The 20,769-nt window shown below is 31.7% G+C and carries 19 protein-coding genes; 4 read left to right on the top strand and 15 right to left on the bottom strand.

Annotation, left to right across the window (positions count from 1 at the left end; translation table 11 throughout):
* Nucleotides 1-213 precede the first annotated feature (213 nt).
* Nucleotides 214-1,884 carry a dihydroxy-acid dehydratase gene (gene ilvD / locus AB3K27_RS09645; RefSeq protein ID WP_368490974.1) on the bottom strand — a complete coding sequence of 557 codons (1,671 nt, stop codon included), beginning with the start codon at nt 1,882-1,884 and terminating at the stop codon, nt 214-216.
* A gap of 381 nt (nt 1,885-2,265) precedes the next feature.
* On the opposite strand from ilvD, the gene AB3K27_RS09640 reads away from it, so the two are divergent.
* Nucleotides 2,266-3,348, top strand: a complete 1,083-nt coding sequence (locus AB3K27_RS09640) for a hypothetical protein (RefSeq protein WP_368491205.1) — start codon at nt 2,266-2,268, stop codon at nt 3,346-3,348.
* A gap of 78 nt (nt 3,349-3,426) precedes the next feature.
* On the opposite strand, the gene AB3K27_RS09635 is transcribed toward AB3K27_RS09640, so the two are convergent.
* The 9 genes from AB3K27_RS09635 to AB3K27_RS09595 all read right to left on the bottom strand — a co-directional run bounded on the left by AB3K27_RS09635 (nt 3,427) and on the right by AB3K27_RS09595 (nt 11,527).
* On the bottom strand, nt 3,427-3,756 hold the full coding sequence (locus AB3K27_RS09635) for an Imm8 family immunity protein (RefSeq protein ID WP_368490973.1): 330 nt from the start codon (nt 3,754-3,756) through the stop codon (nt 3,427-3,429).
* 11 nt (nt 3,757-3,767) lie between these two features.
* Nucleotides 3,768-4,400 carry a hypothetical protein gene (locus AB3K27_RS09630; RefSeq protein ID WP_368490972.1) on the bottom strand — a complete coding sequence of 211 codons (633 nt, stop codon included), beginning with the start codon at nt 4,398-4,400 and terminating at the stop codon, nt 3,768-3,770.
* The gene (locus AB3K27_RS09625; protein ID WP_368490971.1) at nt 4,393-5,433 is read right to left on the bottom strand and encodes a WXG100 family type VII secretion target; all 1,041 of its coding nucleotides are present in this window, start codon (nt 5,431-5,433) and stop codon (nt 4,393-4,395) included. The genes AB3K27_RS09630 and AB3K27_RS09625 overlap by 8 nt, the downstream gene beginning before the upstream one ends.
* Nucleotides 5,434-5,632: 199 nt before the next feature.
* On the bottom strand, nt 5,633-6,769 hold the full coding sequence (locus tag AB3K27_RS09620) for an ISAs1 family transposase (RefSeq protein WP_368490970.1): 1,137 nt from the start codon (nt 6,767-6,769) through the stop codon (nt 5,633-5,635).
* Between the two features lie 599 nt (nt 6,770-7,368).
* Complete coding sequence (locus tag AB3K27_RS09615; protein ID WP_368490969.1) at nt 7,369-8,055, bottom strand: FadR/GntR family transcriptional regulator; 687 nt, start codon at nt 8,053-8,055, stop codon at nt 7,369-7,371.
* 214 nt (nt 8,056-8,269) lie between these two features.
* Nucleotides 8,270-8,758: a methyl-accepting chemotaxis protein gene (locus AB3K27_RS09610; RefSeq protein ID WP_368490968.1), complete on the bottom strand. Its 489-nt coding sequence runs from the start codon at nt 8,756-8,758 to the stop codon at nt 8,270-8,272.
* A gap of 26 nt (nt 8,759-8,784) precedes the next feature.
* Nucleotides 8,785-9,084 (bottom strand): hypothetical protein, encoded by a 300-nt coding sequence (locus tag AB3K27_RS09605; protein WP_368490967.1) that lies wholly within the window; start codon nt 9,082-9,084, stop codon nt 8,785-8,787.
* A 99-nt stretch (nt 9,085-9,183) separates the two neighbouring features.
* Nucleotides 9,184-10,170, bottom strand: a complete 987-nt coding sequence (bioB, locus tag AB3K27_RS09600; RefSeq protein ID WP_368490966.1) for a biotin synthase BioB — start codon at nt 10,168-10,170, stop codon at nt 9,184-9,186.
* A 199-nt stretch (nt 10,171-10,369) separates the two neighbouring features.
* Nucleotides 10,370-11,527, bottom strand: a complete 1,158-nt coding sequence (locus AB3K27_RS09595; RefSeq protein WP_368490965.1) for a YibE/F family protein — start codon at nt 11,525-11,527, stop codon at nt 10,370-10,372.
* A 235-nt stretch (nt 11,528-11,762) separates the two neighbouring features.
* Between AB3K27_RS09595 and AB3K27_RS09590 the strand changes: the two genes are divergently transcribed.
* Complete coding sequence (locus AB3K27_RS09590) at nt 11,763-14,594, top strand: cell wall-binding repeat-containing protein (RefSeq protein ID WP_368490964.1); 2,832 nt, start codon at nt 11,763-11,765, stop codon at nt 14,592-14,594.
* Nucleotides 14,595-14,653: 59 nt separating this feature from the next.
* Here AB3K27_RS09590 and AB3K27_RS09585 read toward each other — a convergent pair whose 3' ends face one another.
* The 5 genes from AB3K27_RS09585 to AB3K27_RS09565 are packed head-to-tail and all read right to left on the bottom strand — an operon-like array spanning nt 14,654 to nt 18,382.
* Nucleotides 14,654-14,821, bottom strand: coding sequence for a hypothetical protein (locus AB3K27_RS09585; protein WP_368490963.1), 168 nt, complete (start codon nt 14,819-14,821; stop codon nt 14,654-14,656).
* Between the two features lie 2 nt (nt 14,822-14,823).
* Nucleotides 14,824-16,074, bottom strand: a complete 1,251-nt coding sequence (locus AB3K27_RS09580; protein WP_368490962.1) for a Ger(x)C family spore germination protein — start codon at nt 16,072-16,074, stop codon at nt 14,824-14,826.
* Nucleotides 16,068-17,165 (bottom strand): GerAB/ArcD/ProY family transporter, encoded by a 1,098-nt coding sequence (locus AB3K27_RS09575; protein WP_368490961.1) that lies wholly within the window; start codon nt 17,163-17,165, stop codon nt 16,068-16,070. The genes AB3K27_RS09580 and AB3K27_RS09575 overlap by 7 nt, the downstream gene beginning before the upstream one ends.
* A gap of 36 nt (nt 17,166-17,201) precedes the next feature.
* Nucleotides 17,202-18,155 carry a spore germination protein gene (locus AB3K27_RS09570; protein ID WP_368491204.1) on the bottom strand — a complete coding sequence of 318 codons (954 nt, stop codon included), beginning with the start codon at nt 18,153-18,155 and terminating at the stop codon, nt 17,202-17,204.
* 26 nt (nt 18,156-18,181) lie between these two features.
* Nucleotides 18,182-18,382: a hypothetical protein gene (locus tag AB3K27_RS09565; RefSeq protein ID WP_368490960.1), complete on the bottom strand. Its 201-nt coding sequence runs from the start codon at nt 18,380-18,382 to the stop codon at nt 18,182-18,184.
* A 620-nt stretch (nt 18,383-19,002) separates the two neighbouring features.
* Here AB3K27_RS09565 and AB3K27_RS09560 point away from each other — a divergent pair.
* Entirely contained in the window at nt 19,003-19,488 is a 486-nt protein-coding gene (locus AB3K27_RS09560) for a hypothetical protein (RefSeq protein WP_368490959.1), read from the top strand.
* 218 nt (nt 19,489-19,706) lie between these two features.
* Nucleotides 19,707-20,768, top strand: coding sequence for a radical SAM/SPASM domain-containing protein (locus tag AB3K27_RS09555; RefSeq protein WP_368490958.1), 1,062 nt, complete (start codon nt 19,707-19,709; stop codon nt 20,766-20,768).
* Nucleotide 20,769 lies beyond the last annotated feature (1 nt).

Below are 20,769 nucleotides of genomic sequence, written 5' to 3'. Positions count from 1 at the left end.
TCCACCTGAACCTAAGAATCACTTGATAAACTACTCTAACTGTAACTATTTTTTCTGATTTCTATCTAGTTTTACCATTTGTTTTATATTTCTTATTTATATGGTAATACACATTCCTAAGTTCCCTATATATATTTACTTTAATTATATATAAATATATTTTGATTTTCAACTTGAGTAATTCATTCTCACTGGCAGTGTTTATCCTTCAAACTAAAATTTAGGAATTTCCAAAATAGCGCCTCTATTTCCTGAAGTTACCATAGCTGCATATCTGGCAAGATATCCTGTAGTAATTTTAGGTTGTCTAGGCTTCCAGTTTGCCCTTCTTCGCTCCAATTCTCCTTCACTGATTTCAAAATTAATAGAATTCGCCTCTATGTCTATCTTTATTATATCACCTTCTTCAACAAGAGCAATATTGCCTCCCACCGCTGCTTCTGGAGAAACATGACCAATTGCCGCACCTCTTGTAGCACCGCTAAAACGTCCATCTGTTATTAGTGCTACGCTGCCACCAAGTCCTCGCCCCATAATTGCAGAAGTTGGGTTAAGCATTTCTCTCATACCAGGTCCACCTTTAGGGCCTTCATATCTGATAATAACTACATCTCCAGCTACAATTTTCCCTGTGTTTATAGCATTTAGAGCATCTTCTTCACAGTCGAATACCCTTGCAGGTCCTTCATGTTTTAACATTTCAGGTGCTACTGCAGAACGTTTTACAACACATGAATCTGGAGCTAGATTACCCTTAAGAATTGCAATTCCACCAGTCTCACTGTAAGGATTTTCAACAGGTCTTATTACCTCTTTATTTTTATTTACACAGCCTTTAATATTTTCTGCTACAGTTTTTCCCGTACATGTAATCAAATCTGTACTTAATAAATTCAATTTATTAATTTCATTCATAACAGCATAAATTCCACCTGCCTCATTTAACTCTTCCACATAATTATGTCCTGCTGGTGCAAGATGACAAAGATTAGGCGTTTTTGCACTGATTTCATTTGCCATATCCACATTTAATTCAATACCAGCTTCATGGGCAATAGCTGGTAAATGAAGCATACTGTTTGTACTACATCCAAGAGCCATATCCATAGTTAGAGCATTCTTAAAAGCAGCCTCTGTCATAATATCTCTAGGTCTTATATTCTTTTCTAGAAGCTCCATTATTTTCATGCCAGCATGTTTTGCAAGTTTTATTCTGTCAGAATAAACAGCAGGTATTGTACCGTTACCTCCAAGTGCCATTCCAAGAACCTCCGTTAAACAGTTCATGCTATTTGCAGTATACATGCCTGAACAGGAGCCGCAAGTAGGACATACCTTGCTTTCAAACTCTTCTAGTTTCTCTTCAGTTATTTTTCCCCCGTTAAAAGCACCTACTGCCTCAGATACACTGCTAAAGCTTACTTTACATCCATCTACTTTTCCTGCGAGCATAGGACCTCCACTTACAAAAATAGTTGGAATATTAAGTCTCGCTGCAGCCATTAAAAGTCCCGGTACATTTTTATCACAGTTAGGTACCATTACCAGCGCATCAAAAGCATGGGCCATAGCCATAGCTTCTGTAGAATCTGCAATTAAATCTCTTGTAACAAGAGAATATTTCATACCTTGATGTCCCATGGCAATTCCATCACAGACAGCAATGGCAGGAAAAACAATTGGAGTACCCCCAGCCATTGACACTCCTGTCTTTACGGCCTCCACTATTTTATCTAAATTCATATGACCTGGTACTATATCGTTCTTTGAACTTACAATACCTACAAGCGGTCTTTCTATTTCTTCTTTTGTCAAACCCAACGCATTAAGCAGGGCACGCTGTGGTGCACTTTTAGTTCCTTTTGTTATTACATCACTTCTCACTAAGATAACCTCCCTAGTATAATATTATTAAACTATATGTTTTTATTGTAAGTTGTGTGATGTCTGTTGTCAACTATACATTATATATTTTGAATAATTATCCCCAGCATAGCTCAACATCATAAACTTGAGGAAATTTGATTAACATTTTTGTTTATCAGGTTTCTTATTTGTATGTATACATTAAAATAAAAGTAGGGGTGGTTATATGTTTAATAGCTATATTAATAGATTTGTACGTTCTCGAAAACTCAAAGAGCCTGATTTTTATATATTACAAAGTTCAGCATTTTTGCTTCACCCCTAATATTTTGACTAAACTATTATGACTTTTCCCATGAAATTTACCTTTATATTCTTAATCGGGAACTATTTCACTTGATGAACTTTTGCCCTTCTCCAGTAAAATTGTATTATAATTTTAAAATACTATTTTCTTGCTTATGGCTTTCTGATCATGAACTTCATGTTGAGCATAAACTTAAACCAAAGAAATTTGTTTCTAAGCCTAAGAAAAAACTCAAAGCTGGCCAAAAGCAACCACCTAAACACTCTGGTACTGTTAAAAAGCTTGTTGATAAGGCTATGGAAGGTAAACTCAGAAATTTCTGCCCTGAAACCATCTTGCAAAAATTTATTGCTTGCTGCGTTGTTGATACTTCTTCAGCTATGGGTATCTTAGGAGATATCAATAACTTATCCATTGCCTTCGATGGTTCACCTTTTTATTCTGGTGCCAGTCACTACGGAGTTAAAGTTTGTGACTGTAAGTCTAAGGGTATATATAACTGTCAGTGTCCTAGACGTTTTTCTGATCCTGATGCCCATTGGGGATGGGATAGCTATAGACAGCAGTGGTTTTTCGGGAATACCCTTTTTAATGTAACTGCATCCGATGGTCCCTATGATTTACCCATTTATATTAAAATGGTTCAGGCAAGTCGTCATGACAGCATTACTACAGTTTTTGCGCTGCAGGATATTCATAATCTTTATCCTCATTTTCGCTTTGGAAACTTTATTGCTGACGGAGCAATGGATAATTATCCCACTTATGAACTCCTTAATCACTACGATATTCTACCTTTTATATTTTTAAACTCTAAAACAAAAGCAAAATTTGATTATCCCCATCCTGATATACTTTGCTCTGATGATAAAGGAAATCCTATTTGTATGGGTGGTATTCCCTTTGTCAATTGGGGCTATTACAAACCTAAAGGAATCAAATACCGCTGCTATTTCGGAGTAAAGGAAAACTCCAACAGACACCATCTTAGCATCCATTGGAGTATTACTATTAGCTTGAATCAGTCACCAAAAGAAATTTTTACTGAATCTGCTATGTTTCCCATGACTGTCAGCATTAAAACCTCTTTTTGGTGGTTGTTTGCAGTTTTTAGAATGTGTTTTTCATCCTGTAGTTGCCTATTTCACTGCAGAATAATAATTATGCAGTATTAAGTTTTCTTACCTTTATTAAGTTAAATCTATTCTGCTATTACTATTTTTTATGCAGTTACCTGAATTGATTTTTTGCAGTTAAACTTGTTTTTTAAAGTAAACACTAATTTCATTAAAAATATTATACTTGTTATCTTCTGAAATTTCCCTATCAATTAATTTTTCTATTTTATTACATATTAAGTTTTTGTTATAGTCTGCTGTGATGAAATATCCCTTTCCAATCTCAACATCATTCCCAACTACTAATCCTAATAATCTTTTTGGACTTACAACATCTAATGAATATATTTCTGCTCCGATTTCATCCTTAAATCCAATATCTACTTGGCATGATAGGAAAAAATCATCTATTTCCTCTCCCCAATCTTCACTTATTATATTAAAAGCTTTTATTTCTAATTTCATCCATTAACCTCCTATTTATCTAAAATGTCAATATGGACATCTTTTAATTCTTTTATCTTTGTTGCACCTTGTTCATTCATATACTTATAATTTTCTGTAAAATTAGCTCTCCACATTCCTTCTTTAGGCTTATATTGTATTCTAAAGGCTCTCATTCCATCACTACTTGAATATCCAATTACATTACCTGCATTATCAGTTATTGCTTTATAACCTTCACCAACCCATGCTTTACCTGTATTAGTTGCAACACTCTCTGTAGCACTTCCTATAGTAGCAAGTCCTTTGTCCACATTCTTTACTCCTAATATAGTTTGTGTTTCACTTAAATTATCAACATAATTTGGATGCCACCATTTAGATTTAGGATTACTTACCCCCTTATTCCCTTCACCTTTAATCAATGAGAACAAGTCTTCACTAAAATTATGTGCTGATTTAATTGTAGTAGCACCTCCATGGGTCACAAGACCTAAACTTGTAACGTTTAAAGCAACACCAGCGGGAGCGAGTACTCCTGTACCGTCTGCTGTAAACCCTAAAAGCTCTCCTCCAGCTCCAGTTCCAGCCTCTGCAGCTCCAAATGCAAATGACCCTATATCACCAGCTAACTCACCTATTTTATATGGTATTGATTTAGGCATACTGCTTTGATTTATTCCACCAACAGTAAATACAGTCCCCCCAAAAAATATTTTTATCAAGTGAATTACCTGCTCCTATTATAAAGTCTTCCTCAGCCTTCTTTATAGACTTAAGAAAACCATCATTATTTGCTAACTCTAAAAATGGTCCATATATATTTGTGTCACCAAACTTTAATTTTAAATTATCAGCTATCTCTTGACCATTATCTTCCTTTATCGCTTGTTCTTTTAATTCAGCATATTCATCTTTACTTAATACTTTTTCTACATATGATAATAACTCTTTTTCTCCATTAGTCAAGTCATTTGGATTTTTTAGCATTAACTGTATTACTTTATTCTTATCTACTTGTCCATTTTCTGAAATAGCAGAAACACCCCTAAATTCAGATATTCCTACAGTTATTCCTGATATTTTTGAAAATACGGAACATATATTTTCTTCCATATCTCTTACACCATTATAATATGCATTAAATGAGTCATTAAATTCTGTCAAACTTGCTGTTTGATTTTTAAGTGAATTCTGTAAATTCAAAACATCATCTGTAATCGGAAATGATGTAAAACTTAAACTACTTGCTAAATTTAATATTTCTTCAAATTTAGAATTCATCTTTTTATAATTATCTATACATTCGCTAACATTATTATTTATTTGAAATTGTCCTCCATATTGAAGTGAAATAACTCCTGTATCATTATTTGTAAGGGCTGCCCCACCCCCACTTCTTTTTATGCAGTTTACAAAATCCTCACTTTGCTTTTTTAATCTAACTGCCCTTGGCTTTTCTTCATTTTCTAAAGCATTTTTCACGTACTTTATATCTTCTATTAAATTTGTATAAAACTCCTGATTTTTAATATGCTTTTCCATAAATTTATCTTTTGCTTCACCTGACCATCCAGCTTCAGTGAGCTCTGCGATAGTTTTATTTATATTTTCTTTTTGTTCTTCTAATGTCTTTATAATGTTTTCATATTCATTTATTGTATTAGTTAATTCACCAATATCTAATTTAAAATCCATTTATTTTCTCCCATGTACTAATTTGCTTTATTGCATTTTTATATTAATGTAATTCACCATATATATCTAATTTTTACATTAATATTTATATACTTCCTTTATTTTAATGTTTTTGTACATGTGTGTCAATATTGTTTTATTCTTCCTTCAGGACAAACGCATGAAAATATATAACTACATAAGTAAGATTACGAGTTAACTAAATTTCCATAATTTTACTTATATATTCATCAGGTTTACAATTGATTGAAAATCTTTTTAATTTTAAACTCATCTTTTTTCCCATATCCAATAATTTTAATATAGATAATGCCCATTTTCTTATTATATTCATATTTTTATTTGCTGTTTCTTCAACTGTTTTAATGCTATCTTCTTTAAATGTAACATCTAAATGCCAGTGCATTATTTCTATTCCCCAATGACCTCGTACAGCTTTTTCAAATAAGTTTATTTCAGGGACCAAACTACTTATGTAATAACGTATTTCTTTACTTTCTTTATCTTTCTTCTTTATAGTTTTTTCTACAATTCCTATACTTTTAAGATTCCTCCATTTTTCCCTATTAGTTAGCCACTTAATGTCCTTTGTTTGATAATATTCCCTTATCTCAATTTGGCCATGTGACTTTTCAACTGTTTTTTTATAATTGCCATCTTTAATTATTTTTTCCCTAAAGTCATCATCTTCAAAATAGGTTATTAAATCATTATGCAGTATTTCTTGATTCCCTTTTACTGCTAACACGTAGTCAGCTTTTTTCTTTATTATTTTCTCAGCAATTTTAGTTTGTGTTCCCATTGCATCTATTGTTACTACATATCCTTTTATTTGTAATCTATCTAACAATTCAGGAATTGCTAAAATCTCATTTTCTTTTTCTTTCACTGCACTTTGTCCAAAACAAACTCCTTCTTCATCACACCAGGCCGACACTATGTGTAGTGGTTTTTTACCTTCAGTCTTACTTCCTCTCATAGTTTTTCCATCTATGTTAAGTATTTTTTTTATACTTTCACCACCATTTTTAGATATATATTCATTCCAAGTAGATTGAATCTGTTGAATTAAATTAGGTTCTATCATTCCCATTACTCTTTGGAAAGTATCATGTGATGGAACGCCATTTTCTAATTTAAAATACCTTTTTAAAAGTGTTTCATGTAATTTACAAAATACCTCTATTTCAGTCCACTCATTTGCATTTCCTAAAGATGCAATCAAAACCATTCCCACAATTTCATTTATTGGATATCTTACTTTATTAAATTGTCTTGGATCATCTATATTTTTCAGTGACTCAAAAAAATCATACATATCATAAATATTCTTCATAAATTTAAAACCTCCCTTTTTATGATTTTATCAAAAAAAGTGGAGATTTTAAATGAAATTTATTTCATGCGTTTGTCCTGATTCTTCCTTGATGTTGTAAAATATTTTAAGTTATTTTAAATTCATTGAGCTCTCTTCTAGCTCTCCAATTCTATTACTTAACTTTTTTAACATTTTCCTATTTTTTATTTTGGTTAAATCATACTCCTTGTGTTTTCCTTTTTTATCCATTTCCAATAATTCCTGCTGTCTCCCTACTTCAATCTCATATTTTATATTTTTCTTAACATTTTCTTTAGGCTTATTTGATGTTATGAGATAGTGTTCTATCCATTTTAATTTTTGGTTATTGTTTATTTTTCGAAATTACATATAAAGCATCTTATCAAAATTCTTTGTTTTATCGTGCACATGTACATCCGCTCGCTTATATAAATTTAATGTAAATAAAACCATATAGCATTTTATAAAAGCACTTATTGAAATTTTTAGAAGATTAACTTGTTATAACCATATATATGTCTATACGTCAATTCTGAACACTTTCATATAAACAAAAATAAGTGTTAATTTTTATGTTCATAAAAATTAACACTATTTTACTCTTCATATATACCCATGCCCCTCATTGCACGTATAATATGAAGCTTCATTGCAGTTTTTGCCCCCTCTGCATCTCTTTTAGATAAAAATTCCATTATCATGCGGTGATCATTTAGTGTATCTTGTATTATAACTTCATTATCATCTGACAACATAACACCCTTATCAATGGATTTATAAAGTATAGGCATAAGCCTATTCATAAATTCATTATGGGTGGCTTTTGCAATAGATTTATGAAAAGCCCTTTCAGTTTCAGTTCTGTCTTCTTTATTTAAAATTTTTTGTTCTTCTAGTCTACCATAGTAAATTATTCTTTTTATCTCCTTGTCTGTAGCCCTCTTTGCAGCGTAATAGGCGGTTTCCGGTTCAAAAATCAATCTTATTTCATATAAGTCTCTGGCATTTAACTTTATTGTAGAAAGTTCCTCCAATCCAAAATTTTCATCAAGGCCTTCCTGATTTACTACAAATGTGCCTTTTCCCCTTCTAATTTCGAGAACATTACGTGCAACCAAAATACGAATTGCTTCCCTTAATGTAGTCCTGCTTACCTGCATAAGGACAGAGAGTTCATTTTCATTTGGAAGTTTATCTCCCACCGAAAATTTCTTATCTATAGTAATCATTGAAAATATATCCTCTGCAACACTTTGAGATAAATTCTTTTCTCTCCTTGGCATAAATCTCCTCCTTTTGCCTCCATATCTCTATAATATAATAAAATATTATGCCTTTCAAGAGAGATGTCATATGTTCCTCTACACATATGACATAGTACTATTATAATAATCAAGTAATTCAGAGGTTCAGGTAGAGTTTGCTATAGAGAAATGCTTATCTCCCATCTTAAAGAAGATGGGAGTATTAGCTAATTCCAGCGTTGGGATAAAAACTTTATACATTTTTAGTCATATTTACCAACACTTCTGAACTGGAGGTAACTCCCTCCAATGTAGAAGTTATTTCTTCTGTGGATGCAGCCTGTGATTCAGCCATAAGTTTTGTACTGTTTATTTCTTTAATGACTTCATCTATAGCTCCTCTCATTTCTAAAAGTAGTTTTGATATTTTCTTTGCCGATTCCCCACTTATTTGGGAAAGCTTTCGCATTTCATCTGCAACAACTGAAAAACCTCTTCCCGCCTCTCCTGCTCTTGCGGCTTCAATAGCTGCATTTAAAGCTAGTAAATTGGATTGGGAAGATATGCCTGTGATGATATTCAGTATTCCATCTGTCTCTTTTATCTTTTCTCCTGTGGATTCAGCGGAGTCTACAATATTATTCATTGAACATAAAAGTTTTTGTGAATTAGCAGCAATTTCCTCTATACTTGCATTTGTCTGTTGTAATGAACTAAACATACTTTCCGTTGCTTGTTCCACTTTTAAGTGTCCAGTTAAACTCTTTCCTATGCCAACCCCTCCAATAACTTTTCCCTGTGAACTTTTAATTGGATATGAAACAGACTTAAATGGTCATATACTTCTTCTGCTACCGTAACAACGTATATTTCACCATCATGAATTGTTTTATATAATGGCTCATCCACAGACAACTTCTGTCCCATTTTAATATGGAGATCAAGAGTGTCACCCTTACGATAATACAAAAACTCATCAGTATCTGCTACAGCTACTACTATATCTTCTTGGAAAATATCTTTTAATACAGGTGCAACTTCTAAAAATGATTCAAGTATTTTTTCCATGCTTATTATGCCTCCCAAAATATCTTATTTAGTAGCTTTATTCGATTCATTTCACAAATACTTTAATATTTCTATACCTATTAGAACATATTTCTCTGATTATACACATTTTTTTCTAATCTTCAATTTCAATTTATCTATCATCTTTTTATCATCACATATTTTATTTCCCGATGTGGTAAGATAGTTTCCTGTAATTGTGGCATTGGCTCCCGCATAAAAACAATTTTCTCCAAAGCCATCTATAAGATTTCTTCCGCCTGCAAGTCTTATGAAAGCTTTAGGATTTATAAATCTAAAAATTGCCATAGTCTTTAATATTTCATCTTGACTTAACCTAGGGGCACTTTCCAGCGGTGTACCTTTAACTGGATTCAATACATTTATGGGAATGGATTTGGCCTCAAGCTCCTTAAGCTGAAAAGCTAATTTAACTCTATCTTCCAAGCTCTCCCCAAGTCCAATAATTCCCCCGGAACACACCTGAAGCCCTGCTTTTTTCACTGCATTTATAGTATCTATTCTTTCATCGTAGCTGTGAGTTGTACATATTTCCTTATAATATTCTCTGCTGGTTTCTAAATTGTGATGGTACATTGTTACCCCGCATTGTTTCAATCTAATCAAATCTTCATATTCTAATATACCAAGTGAAGCACACAAATCCATTTTATTCTCTTTATTTAATTCTTTATATATATCTAATACCTTTTCAAAATCTTTTCCACAAATTCCCTTGCCACTTGTAACTAGAGAAAATCTATTTACTCCTTCATTTTCATTTTCCCTTGCCAATTTTAAAGCTTCTTCCTTTGAAACCAGTCCATAATTTTCTATATTAGTTTTGTAGTGGCCTGACTGGGCACAGAACTTGCAATCTTCAGTACATCCTCCTGATTTTGCATTCATTATGGTACATAGATCTACTTCCACACCGCAAAAAAACTCCCTTATATTATCTGCACTACAGCATAATTGCTTTATATCTTCTACATCTTCACATTTTGACAATTTTACAGCTTCTTTAAAATTTATAGCTTGTCCTCTTAGAACTTTCTCCTCTAAATATTTAATAAATTTTTTCAAGTTAAACTCCCCTTCCATAATACTTTAATTAATATATACTATATATTAATATAATATCTTCATATTGTAAACCTTAAAAAAATATATGTTTACAATGAAAAACTTATTAAGGGGCACAGTGGTACTTATCCTCCACTTTGAAGAAGATGAGAGTATTAGCTAACTACCGCATTCGGATAAAGGTTAAAAAGTATATTTCTCATTTATTTTTACCTGAAAATTTTGTAATAATTTCTGCTGAAATAAATGAAACTATGGGAACTGTAAAGATTATTGCCATACTACCAGTTAATCCCTGGATTATTTCTAAACTTACCATATCCATGTTAATAAGTTGATTATAGCTTACATTATAAGAATAAATTATTATGAGCATGGTAAGTGATGCCCCCGTAAAAGCTAGAATTAAAGTATTGGCCATAGTACCCATCATATCTTTTCCTACATTCATTCCTGATTTAAATAGTTCTTTTTTATTTATATTAGAATTAGATGTATATATTTCTTGTATAGAAGAAGCTATTGATATACTAAGGTCCATTACAGCTCCTAGAGATGCTATTAAAATTCCTGCAGTTAACAATTGATATACTTTCATACCAGATACATTGGAAATCATATTGAGACTTTCAACTCCAGTTAAATTAAGACCTGTCAAATGGGCAAAGTGGCCAAATATGAGTTCAATTATCCCCGCAATTATAACACCGGATATGGTACCTAATATAGCCGATAAAGTCTTTGCACTCCAACTATTTAATAAAAATAGTGTAACACAGGTTGTTATGATTATTACTATAATCGAGGCTAGAATTGGAGAATAACCCCTGTATAACATGGGTACAAATAAAAATATAATGCAGGTTAATGTAAATACAAGACCTAACACAGATCTAAATCCCTTTTTCCCACCTATTATGCAAATGGCAGCAAAAAAAACAAATACAAATATATATTGAGTATTAGCCCTGTAATAATTATATACTGTCACACCGTATGTACCACCATTAGCTGTAGAAATATCTACTATTATTTTCATGTTAGGTTTTAGATATATATTATGAGTGTCACTTAAATAATTTGTTACATTTTTAACCTCATCTTTATGTTCTCCTGAAAGAATTTTGATTTGAGCTTCCTGAGTACCGAAATATATGTTTTTAGATTGTTTAAATTGTGTTAAAGAATTGTTTTTTACAGATAACACTTGTGCTTTTTCATACCTTATATGAGATTTGCCATCTTGCCTGTTATATGTTACAGGATTACTTACATTAAAATGGTATAAAAAAATACCAAATAGTAATACGGTTATTAAAAAAATTGATACTTGAAATATCTTTGAAGATTTAATCATAAATACTCCTCCATGTGGCTTTAACTTTAGATGTTATTTTAAAAATTATATTATGTATTTTAAAATATACAATATTAATGAAATGTACTGATAAAGGTTATGTAAAGTTTAGGTTAAATATAGAATGTTATTGTTATTTTACATAAATTTTACATAAACAAGACAGATAAAAGACATAAATATCATTAAGATATATAGTAACTGTATATAAAAATTATTTTAAGGAGGAAATTTTATGAAACAATATGCAGAAAAAATAGCATTATTTTTTCTATGCTTTTCGGTTGTACTTTCAAGTCTGGTAATACCCATGCCTGTCAATGCAGAAACTACTACAACCCAAAGTACTAGTATGGATCAAACAGCAACCTCTGCAGATGATACTATTAAAAATGTAACTTTTGCACCTGGAAAGGATCAGTCACAATTAAATTTCACATGGTATTCCAAAAGTACTTCAGAACCACAGGTACAAGTTGCCCTAAAGTCTGATATGAGTGGAAGCGAATTTCCTGTAGATAAGTCTCAAACATTTAAAGGAGAAAAATCTGACGGAAATGATGGATATACTTCTAACAAGGTCACTGTAACAGGACTAAACCAAACTACAGAATACGTATATCGTGTAGGCGACGGAACTAACTGGAGCCAGATTAACAGCTACACCACCCAGAATATATCAAATGGATTCGACTTTTTGCTTGCAGGAGACCCGCAAATTGGTGCTGGCGGTGATTTAGCTAAAGATGGCGCAGGATGGTTAGATACATTAAATAAAGCTACAAACAAATTTTCTAATTTCAGTTTTATAATGTCTGTAGGTGACCAGGTAAATAATGGTTCGGAACTTAATGGACAAAGCAATGAATTGGAATATGATGAGTTTTTTAAACCAGATCAGCTAAAAAATATGCCTGTTGCCACAATTCCAGGAAACCATGAAAGCTATGGAGTAGGACATATTACCCACTTTAACCTTCCGAATATGTCTGATAAATATGGTATTTTTACTGACAATGGGTATGAATCAGATAAAAGCAGCGGCACCACAGGTAATGACTACTATTATGTGTATGGAAACACATTGTTTATGATGCTTAACAGCAATGATATAAATGCCCAGGACCATAAGGCATTTATGCAGGAGGCAATAGCTGCAAATCCAAACGTAAAATGGAAGATAGCAGCAATGCACCATTCCATTTACAGTTCAGCAAACCATGAGACAGATGAAGATATAGCTGCAAGAAGAGTTACCCATCCAGAAGTCTTTGAGGATCTCGGTGTAGATGTAGTTTTGGCCGGACATGATCACAGTTATACAAGGACTTATCAAATGTCAGCGGGAGAAGCAGTTAATGTTGAAGATGCAAAAGATGGTAAAGTTACAGATCCAAAAGGAGTTCTATATATATCTACAAACTCAGCCAGCGGTAGTAAATATTATGAACTGCAACAACCTGATGTGAATAACTATTATGAAGCTAAAAAAGAACAGGATCATGTTCCAACATTTTCAGATGTAAGCATAAAAAATAACAGCTTTACCATTACGACTTATAGGACTGATACCATGGAAGCCATTGATACTTACACTATAAATAAACAAACTTCATCAGGAGGTGGTTCCAGCAGCGGCTCAAATTCATCAGTTAATGTAACCAATTCTAACACGGATTCAGTTGTAAATGCAATAAAAAATTCAAGCAGTAATGCAACTATAACCATAAACGTAAATAACAATAAACAAGTGGCAAAAGATGTATTTGATGCTGTAAAGGGAACTGATAAAAAACTAGTATTCACAGAAGATGGAGTACAATGGACATTTAATGGAAATGATATATCAGACACTAAATCAGTGGATATGACAGTTAATGTAGCCCAAATTAAAGATTCCAAATCAGCAAATAAAGAAGCCATCCAGCAGAAAATAAAAAATGAAGATGTTATTTTAGTATCTTTTGCAAATAACGGACAACTTCCTGGAAAAGCTGAAGTCAAGCTCAACCTAGATAGCAGTTGGATTGCAGATAAGGATAAAAATAATATGAATGTATATTATTTTAATGAATCCAATAAGACAATTAGTAGTGTAGCCAGTAACTTAAACGTTGATTCTAATAACTATATAAATTTTGATATAACACATACTAGTGATTATATAATTTCGGATAAGGAGTTGGCTTCATTTAAACAGGTAAGATTAGGCGGCTCAAATAGATATGAAACTTCTGTAAAAATATCACAGAATAAATATGATAATGCAGATTCAGCAGTATTGGTTTCTGGAGAAGCTTTTGCTGACGCACTTAGTGCAGCACCTTTTGCAAAACAGATAAATGCACCTATACTGTTAACCTCAAATGATTCACTTGATAAAAACACAGCAGCAGAACTTTCAAGATTGAAAGTGAAGAAAGTATATATAATTGGAGGTATCGGAGTTGTATCAATCTCAGTAGAAAATGCCTTAAAAACTATGGGAATAAACATAGAGAGAATATCCGGTCCAGATAGATATGCTACTTCACTTGCAGTTGCAAAACAGATAAGTATCCCTGGACAGGTATTTATAACTTCTGGAAAAGGATTTGCAGATGGCATATCTATATCATCTTATGCAGCGTTGTCAGGAAGTCCTATATTTTTGACAGATGGCAGCCAGTTAAGTGATGGCGCTTTGCAATATATAAAGGACAATAAAAGTACACCATACATAATTGGTGGAACTGGAGTTGTAAATGACAGTATAGTTAAAAATTTAGGAGCCGAAAGGATATCAGGCCCAGATAGATATGCTACAAATCTTGCCGTATTAAATAAATTTGATGATAAATACAATTTATCTAATATTTATCTTGCCTCAGGAAGTGAATTTGCAGACGCCCTCTGTGGTTCAGCTGCAGCTGGTAAAGAAAATGCACCAGTTGTATTACTTGACAAAAGTAATTCTAGTAATATAAAAAATTACATTAAATCAAGGATAGCAAATACTAATCAGATTGATATTCTGGGAGGAGAAGGAGTAATATCTCAAGATATTGTTAATCAAATTTTACAATAAAAAATTATTTTCTTCCAGAACACCACTTAATGCCGCTTTAAATAAGTACCATTATATCCTTATAATCTATTATTAATTCTTGCCCATATAAATAGAATCAATATAGCAAGTGCCAGTATCATTATATTAATACTGGCAAATTTTTTTCCTTCTTTCCAAACTTCTATACCTACTTTAACCGTATAGAAACAAATAAGAATATAAATTAGAATTATTATCCATCCCATAGTTAATCCTCCTGTAGATTTTGTGATGGATTAAGCTGTTTTCCAAAACTCTTTATTATCACATCAAAATTTATAGAAACTTCTGCTTTGTCATATTTATCCATCCAATTATAATTTTGGTATTCTTCAAAAGTCCAAAATTTTTTTCTAACCTCCAATTGCCATAAAAAAGGTTCTCCACCAAATACTTCTTGTGTCTTTTTTATCAACTTACCTGCTTTTTCTTCAAGCTGCTCCTTTATTGCATTTCTCAGCAACTGCTCATTATCTTTAACTTCAACATATTTTACAAAGCTAGGTATAGCTAAAATTTCTATTTTTACAGGTACAACAACATTAACCTTTGGTTTATTTGAACTAATATCAATTTTAATTTTGGTATTTTTACTCTTTATTAGCTTTGCAGATATTTTATATGCTCTATCAATTGGATCTTCAAAGGTAAAAAGCATGCTTTTTATTTCATTTTTAGGCCTTAAAAGTGCTACTAATCTATTTTCATCACCTGTAAGATTTCCTATCATTTTTCCTCTTTTAAATACTGCTGCACCTATCATTTGAGTTGGATTAGCTCCTTGAAAATTTACCTGTCCTGGAAGATAATCAGCTTCATTTCCATCATCATTAGAAGAATATTGCTTTGTTGACGTATAAGCGCCTAGAGATAAACTTGTATTTTCTTCTGTCCTCTGTAAAAATTTATTTAAATCAGATATGGTTATAAATCCTGTATCTCTCCACCTATCTGTAACAAAATCAAAATACTTACTTGTTCTATCCTCCATTTGTGGGTCATTTTTGTTTAAAAATTCAGATGCTTTTTCACGACATACAAATATATTCATAGACCTCCTCAATTCTTTATCCCTAAGTGCTGCCTCTAAAACATGGAAAAATTCTGGAGTTTTTGCAAAGTCTTCGCCTACAATGAGAATTCTGGCATGTTCCAAAGTAACTCTCCTGGCCACAACCACATTTGCTATATCCTTGGCTGTAATCAAATCCGGTGATTCAAAGGTAACAGTTTCACCTTTTTTTCGTTGATTAGCAAACTTGTTGGTAGTTGTATCCATACCATATTTTATATTAGCAATCTGATATGTAATACTCAGATTATTATTTTTTCCTTTATCAATGCCTATAGCAGATACATATCCCTGTCCCTCTAATTCAACAATATCCTTATGACATCCACTGCATGAAAACATTATGAGAATAGCAATAACTAAATAATACATTATTTTCTTCAGCACTTTTTATAATCCCCTTTCCACTGTGAAATTACTAAAAGCAATAAAGGTACTACTATGCTGATAATGGTTATTATAGGAACAACTCTATCATTAAAAAACCTAGAAAAATTCCGTGAGTTTTCAGGAATTATGCTTATTATAGCTATAAGTGCCGATATAGGTATAATTAAAGGCTCAATTTTCTCCAACTTTAGAGCGTAGGCAAAAATAGCAGAAGCCAAATACAAAGCTGTGGAATAATAAATAGCGATTACTACAATAGCCCATGGTAAAAATATAGCTTGTAAATTCGAAATAAATCTAGTTAAATGAAATATTCTCGTAAGTGTGTGTAAAGGATAGCTTGTAATTGTAATAGCTGGGTAATCAAAAGTCATTTGAAAGAATGCAAAAGAAATACTCAAAATAAAAGCAGATACTGTTAATGAAGTTAAACTGGCGGTTTTAAAGTTTTTATAGCTTCCAAACATAGGATAACAAACAGATAATATTATTATAACCTGATAGATAAAACTATTGTATATACCTCCCATTATTATATGTTTCACACCTTTTCCCGCGATAGGAAATAAAAATTGAGTTGTTATAAGCGGCATGGCAAATAAAATAAGGGAAATAAAAATACCTATAATGTATGGCATTAACATATATGAAGCTCTTGCAAGGGCCTTTAATCCCAATATGGCCATAAAGCAGCAAAATCCTATCAATGTAATTATTAAATAATATATATCAGTGTTAGGGAAAAAAAGTGTGTTAATAACATTACAGTCATCAACTAGATTTGTAGAAATAATTATTATATTCACTATTAAAAGTATATAGCTTATTAGAAATCCAATATAATTTCCAGTCAAATAATAAACTATCTCCACAAGCCCTTTATTCTTATATCTTTTTAAAAGGCATAATATACTCAATATAGGTATAATTAATGTTATTGCAGAAAATATAGGAATGATCCATCCTGCATTCTCGGCAGTCTTAAAAAAAGCACTGGATGTACTATTGGTAATCTTTTCAAAAATCATAATAATTATTAAAGCTATACATTCTCTAGTGCCAATTTTGCCATCAGAATTTTCTAACACTTATCATACACCACCTTAATTTATTTTTGCTTCCACTCAGTCTTTAGATTTATATTTAGTAGTTTTTTTATTTTGCCTAAATACCAGTCTTCTTATAATAAAATCTTTAGAAGAAGGCTGCTGTGGAGATTTTGGTGAAAAAAATGGAACTCCAAAGGATTCAAAAGCACAGGCATAAGTCAGAAAAGCTGTGGCCAATAATGTAACTCCGTAGAGTCCACAATGGCTCCAGCTATCAAAATATACAAATCTTCCTATTCTCACTAAAAAACTTAAGTTCATCTCCGGAATGGCAAAAGAAGATAATCCCGTAAGAGCTATAATTATTACTAATATAGGACTAACAATATTAGCGTCTACTGCTGCCTCACCTAAAATTAGAGTTCCAACAATTCCAATAGTAGCTCCCATACTTGAGGGCATTCTTACTCCTGCTTCTCGCATAAGCTCAAAAGACATTTCCATTAATAGAATTTCAAATATTATATGAAAGGGCAGCTTTTCCCTTGCAGCAGCAATAGCAATGGCTAAATCAGTAGGAATCATATCTACATGATAAGTAGACAGCGCTATATATACTCCAGGAAGAAACAAGGAGATAAAAAGTGCAAATATTCTTATAATACGTAATAAATTTCCATACATCCATCTCTGATAGGTGTCTTCAGAAGTATGGAATAAAGTCCAAAAGGTTATCGGTACAATGATAACATTAGGTGTAGATCCAATCAAAAGTGCTATATGACCTTCCTTTAAAAAAGAAGAAACTCTGTCGGGCCGTTCTGTTTCAAAAGTAGACGGTAAAATTGAATAAGGTCTGTCTTCTATATGCTGCTGAAGAATAGATGAATTTTCAATGTTTTCATCAATAATTTTACTGATTCTTGTTTTAACCTCTTTAAGCAAATTAACATTTACAATATTTTTTATATACATAATGAATACTTCATCATGATTGTCTTTACCAAAGGACATGGCTTCTGTAATCAGCCCAGGATCTTTTAATGATTTTCTTATTAAGGAACGATTACCTTCATTCCACTCTGTGAATCTTCCAACCTGGTATACATTAGTGGCAGGATAACGTGATTCTCTATTTTTTCTTTATCTATAATTGTATTCATACATAGAATGGTTGCTTTTCTATTTAAGCATTGTATGCATATATCTTTAACCAAATAATCTTTATTTACAGGATAAGAAAAAAACTGATTCATTTTTTTATATTTTGCTCTAAATTTGCCGATATAGGCTCCTTTATTATATTGTTATTTTTAGTAGAAGCTTTCAAATATAGTCACCTCTGTTCTACAATTGTTTGAAAGTTGTGGTTACATAATGTACTTAAGATATTATGTGCATTTTCTAATAAAATATTAAGTGATTCTTAAGTTCAGGTGGAGTTTGCTTATGAGGAATACTTTCCTCCATCTGAATCTTATTAACAGTATTCTTAGTGTCTTTAGCACTTAGAATACGTTATCCTTTAGGGGAAGAACTTATCCAGGCGCATATCAGTGCTTGTTCCCCCACTTTGAAAAAGATGGGGATATTAGCTAATTACCGCATTCGGATAAAAAATTGCAATAAATCCTTAGATACTGCAGTAACTTTATAATCAGAAATTATATGTTTATTTATATATTGATAATTTATAAGCTATCTTTTTAATGAATAAATAAAAAATTGCCTATAAAACTTGACTTTTAATAAAATAAAAAATATAATAATACGAAACAATACAAAACATTACTAAAATACCTATTTTGAAAAATTGTGTAACTTTTAATACTAAAATGTATTAAAACATTTTAAAAAATGGAGAGGTGAAAAGGTTATGAAAATAAGAACTGATTATGTAACTAACAGTAGTTCTGTAAGTTATATAATTACAATGAATGTAGACTTTATTGAGTTTATGAAGAAGAAAAAACCTGAATTTTATACTAACAATACAAAGAGAAGCAGAATCTATAATGCAATAAGAGAAGATTTAATTAATACTGGGACAAAGGCGAAATTACTTGATAGAGAAGTATACTCTAAAAGATATGCACTTATTAAAAAGAGAGACTGTACGTATGATATTTCATTTGATAAACCTGTGGAAGATATAGACTTTTCAACTTTAAGTGAAGAAGAATTATGGTCTTATATATATGGCGAATATTTTGTAAATGGAAGGCTTTCTGGCGAATTTAAAGGTTTTGGTTCTGTTCAGGTAATAAAAGATGACACCCCTCCCATAGAGAAAAATTGTGAAAATATAGCTTGTGGCAGTTGTGAAAAAAAGGATACTGATAAATGTGACAAAATCAAGTGATTCTTAGCTTCAGGTGGAGTTTGCTTATGAGAAATGCTTTTCTCCATCTGAACCTTATTAACAGTATTCTTAGTGTCCTTAGCACTTACAATACGTTATCCTTTAGGGGAAGAACTTATCCAGGTGCGTAGCAGTGCCTATCTTCCACCTTGAAGAAGATGGGAGTATTAGCTAATTACCACATTCGGATAAAATAATATTTACTGGAGGTAGAGTAAATGAAAGTAAGAAGGCATAGTAAAAATTATAACTTCTATGGAGATACAGAAACAGGAGTAACTATGCGCTGGGGAAGCTCCATTAATACTAATCCAGAATATGCACCCTGGCCTGAGCTAGCGGATATTTCAATTAGCAATCATTGTACAAAAGGATGTGAATTTTGTTATAAGGAAAGCACTGAAAATAATTCTTTTATGCTGCTGGATGAATATACTTATGTTTTGTCCTCTCTAAATAGTAAAAGGTGGGGAAATGTATTTCAAGTTGCTTTAGGTGGTGGTGAACCTTTGGAACATCCATCTTTTATAGAAATAATTAAAGAGACAAATAAAAAAGGTATTGTAGCAAATTTTACAACTAATGGAATTCACCTTGATAAAACTACAGTTAAATATATTAAAGATAAAGTAGGTGCCGTTGCAATATCAGTTGCTACAGTCAATGAATTAAATCTAGATAAAATAAAACTTCTCACAGATGAAGGCATAAAGGCAAATATACATTTTATCTTAGATAATAGGTCAATATATGAGGCTATAGATATTTTAAAAGGCAACTATAATGACTTATTTAAAAATATTAACGGTATAATTTTTTTAACTTATAAACCCAAAGGCAGAGCTTCTATAGATAAATGTTTAAATATGGATGAAAAGTTTAAGGAATTTACAGCGTTAACTGAAAATAATATGTGTACTGCCAGAATAGGTTTTGATGCCTGTTTTGTACCAGTTTTAATGAAATACACAGATGTTAATGTGGACTACATTGATTCCTGTGAATGTGGTTTTTTTTCAGTTTACATTGATGAAAAACTAAATGTAACCCCCTGTTCCTTTGCCAATAACCAAAAATTTTCATACAATTTAAAAGAATATACTATGGAAACCATATGGCAGCAAAAATACGAGAATTACAGAAAAGAAATACTAAAGAATACATGTATTAACCATTGTAAAAACAAAATACACTGCCGTGGAAAATGCATTTATTATGATAAGTTGTCCTTTTGTTATAAAGGTCCAGAAACTGAAAAACAAATTTTAGAAGTCTATTAAA

It is taken from the genome of Clostridium sp. BJN0013 (assembly GCF_040939125.1).
Classification (GTDB): domain Bacteria; phylum Bacillota; class Clostridia; order Clostridiales; family Clostridiaceae; genus Clostridium_B.
Note: the sequence above shows the minus strand (reverse complement) of the source record. Positions and strands in the feature narration are given on the sequence as shown.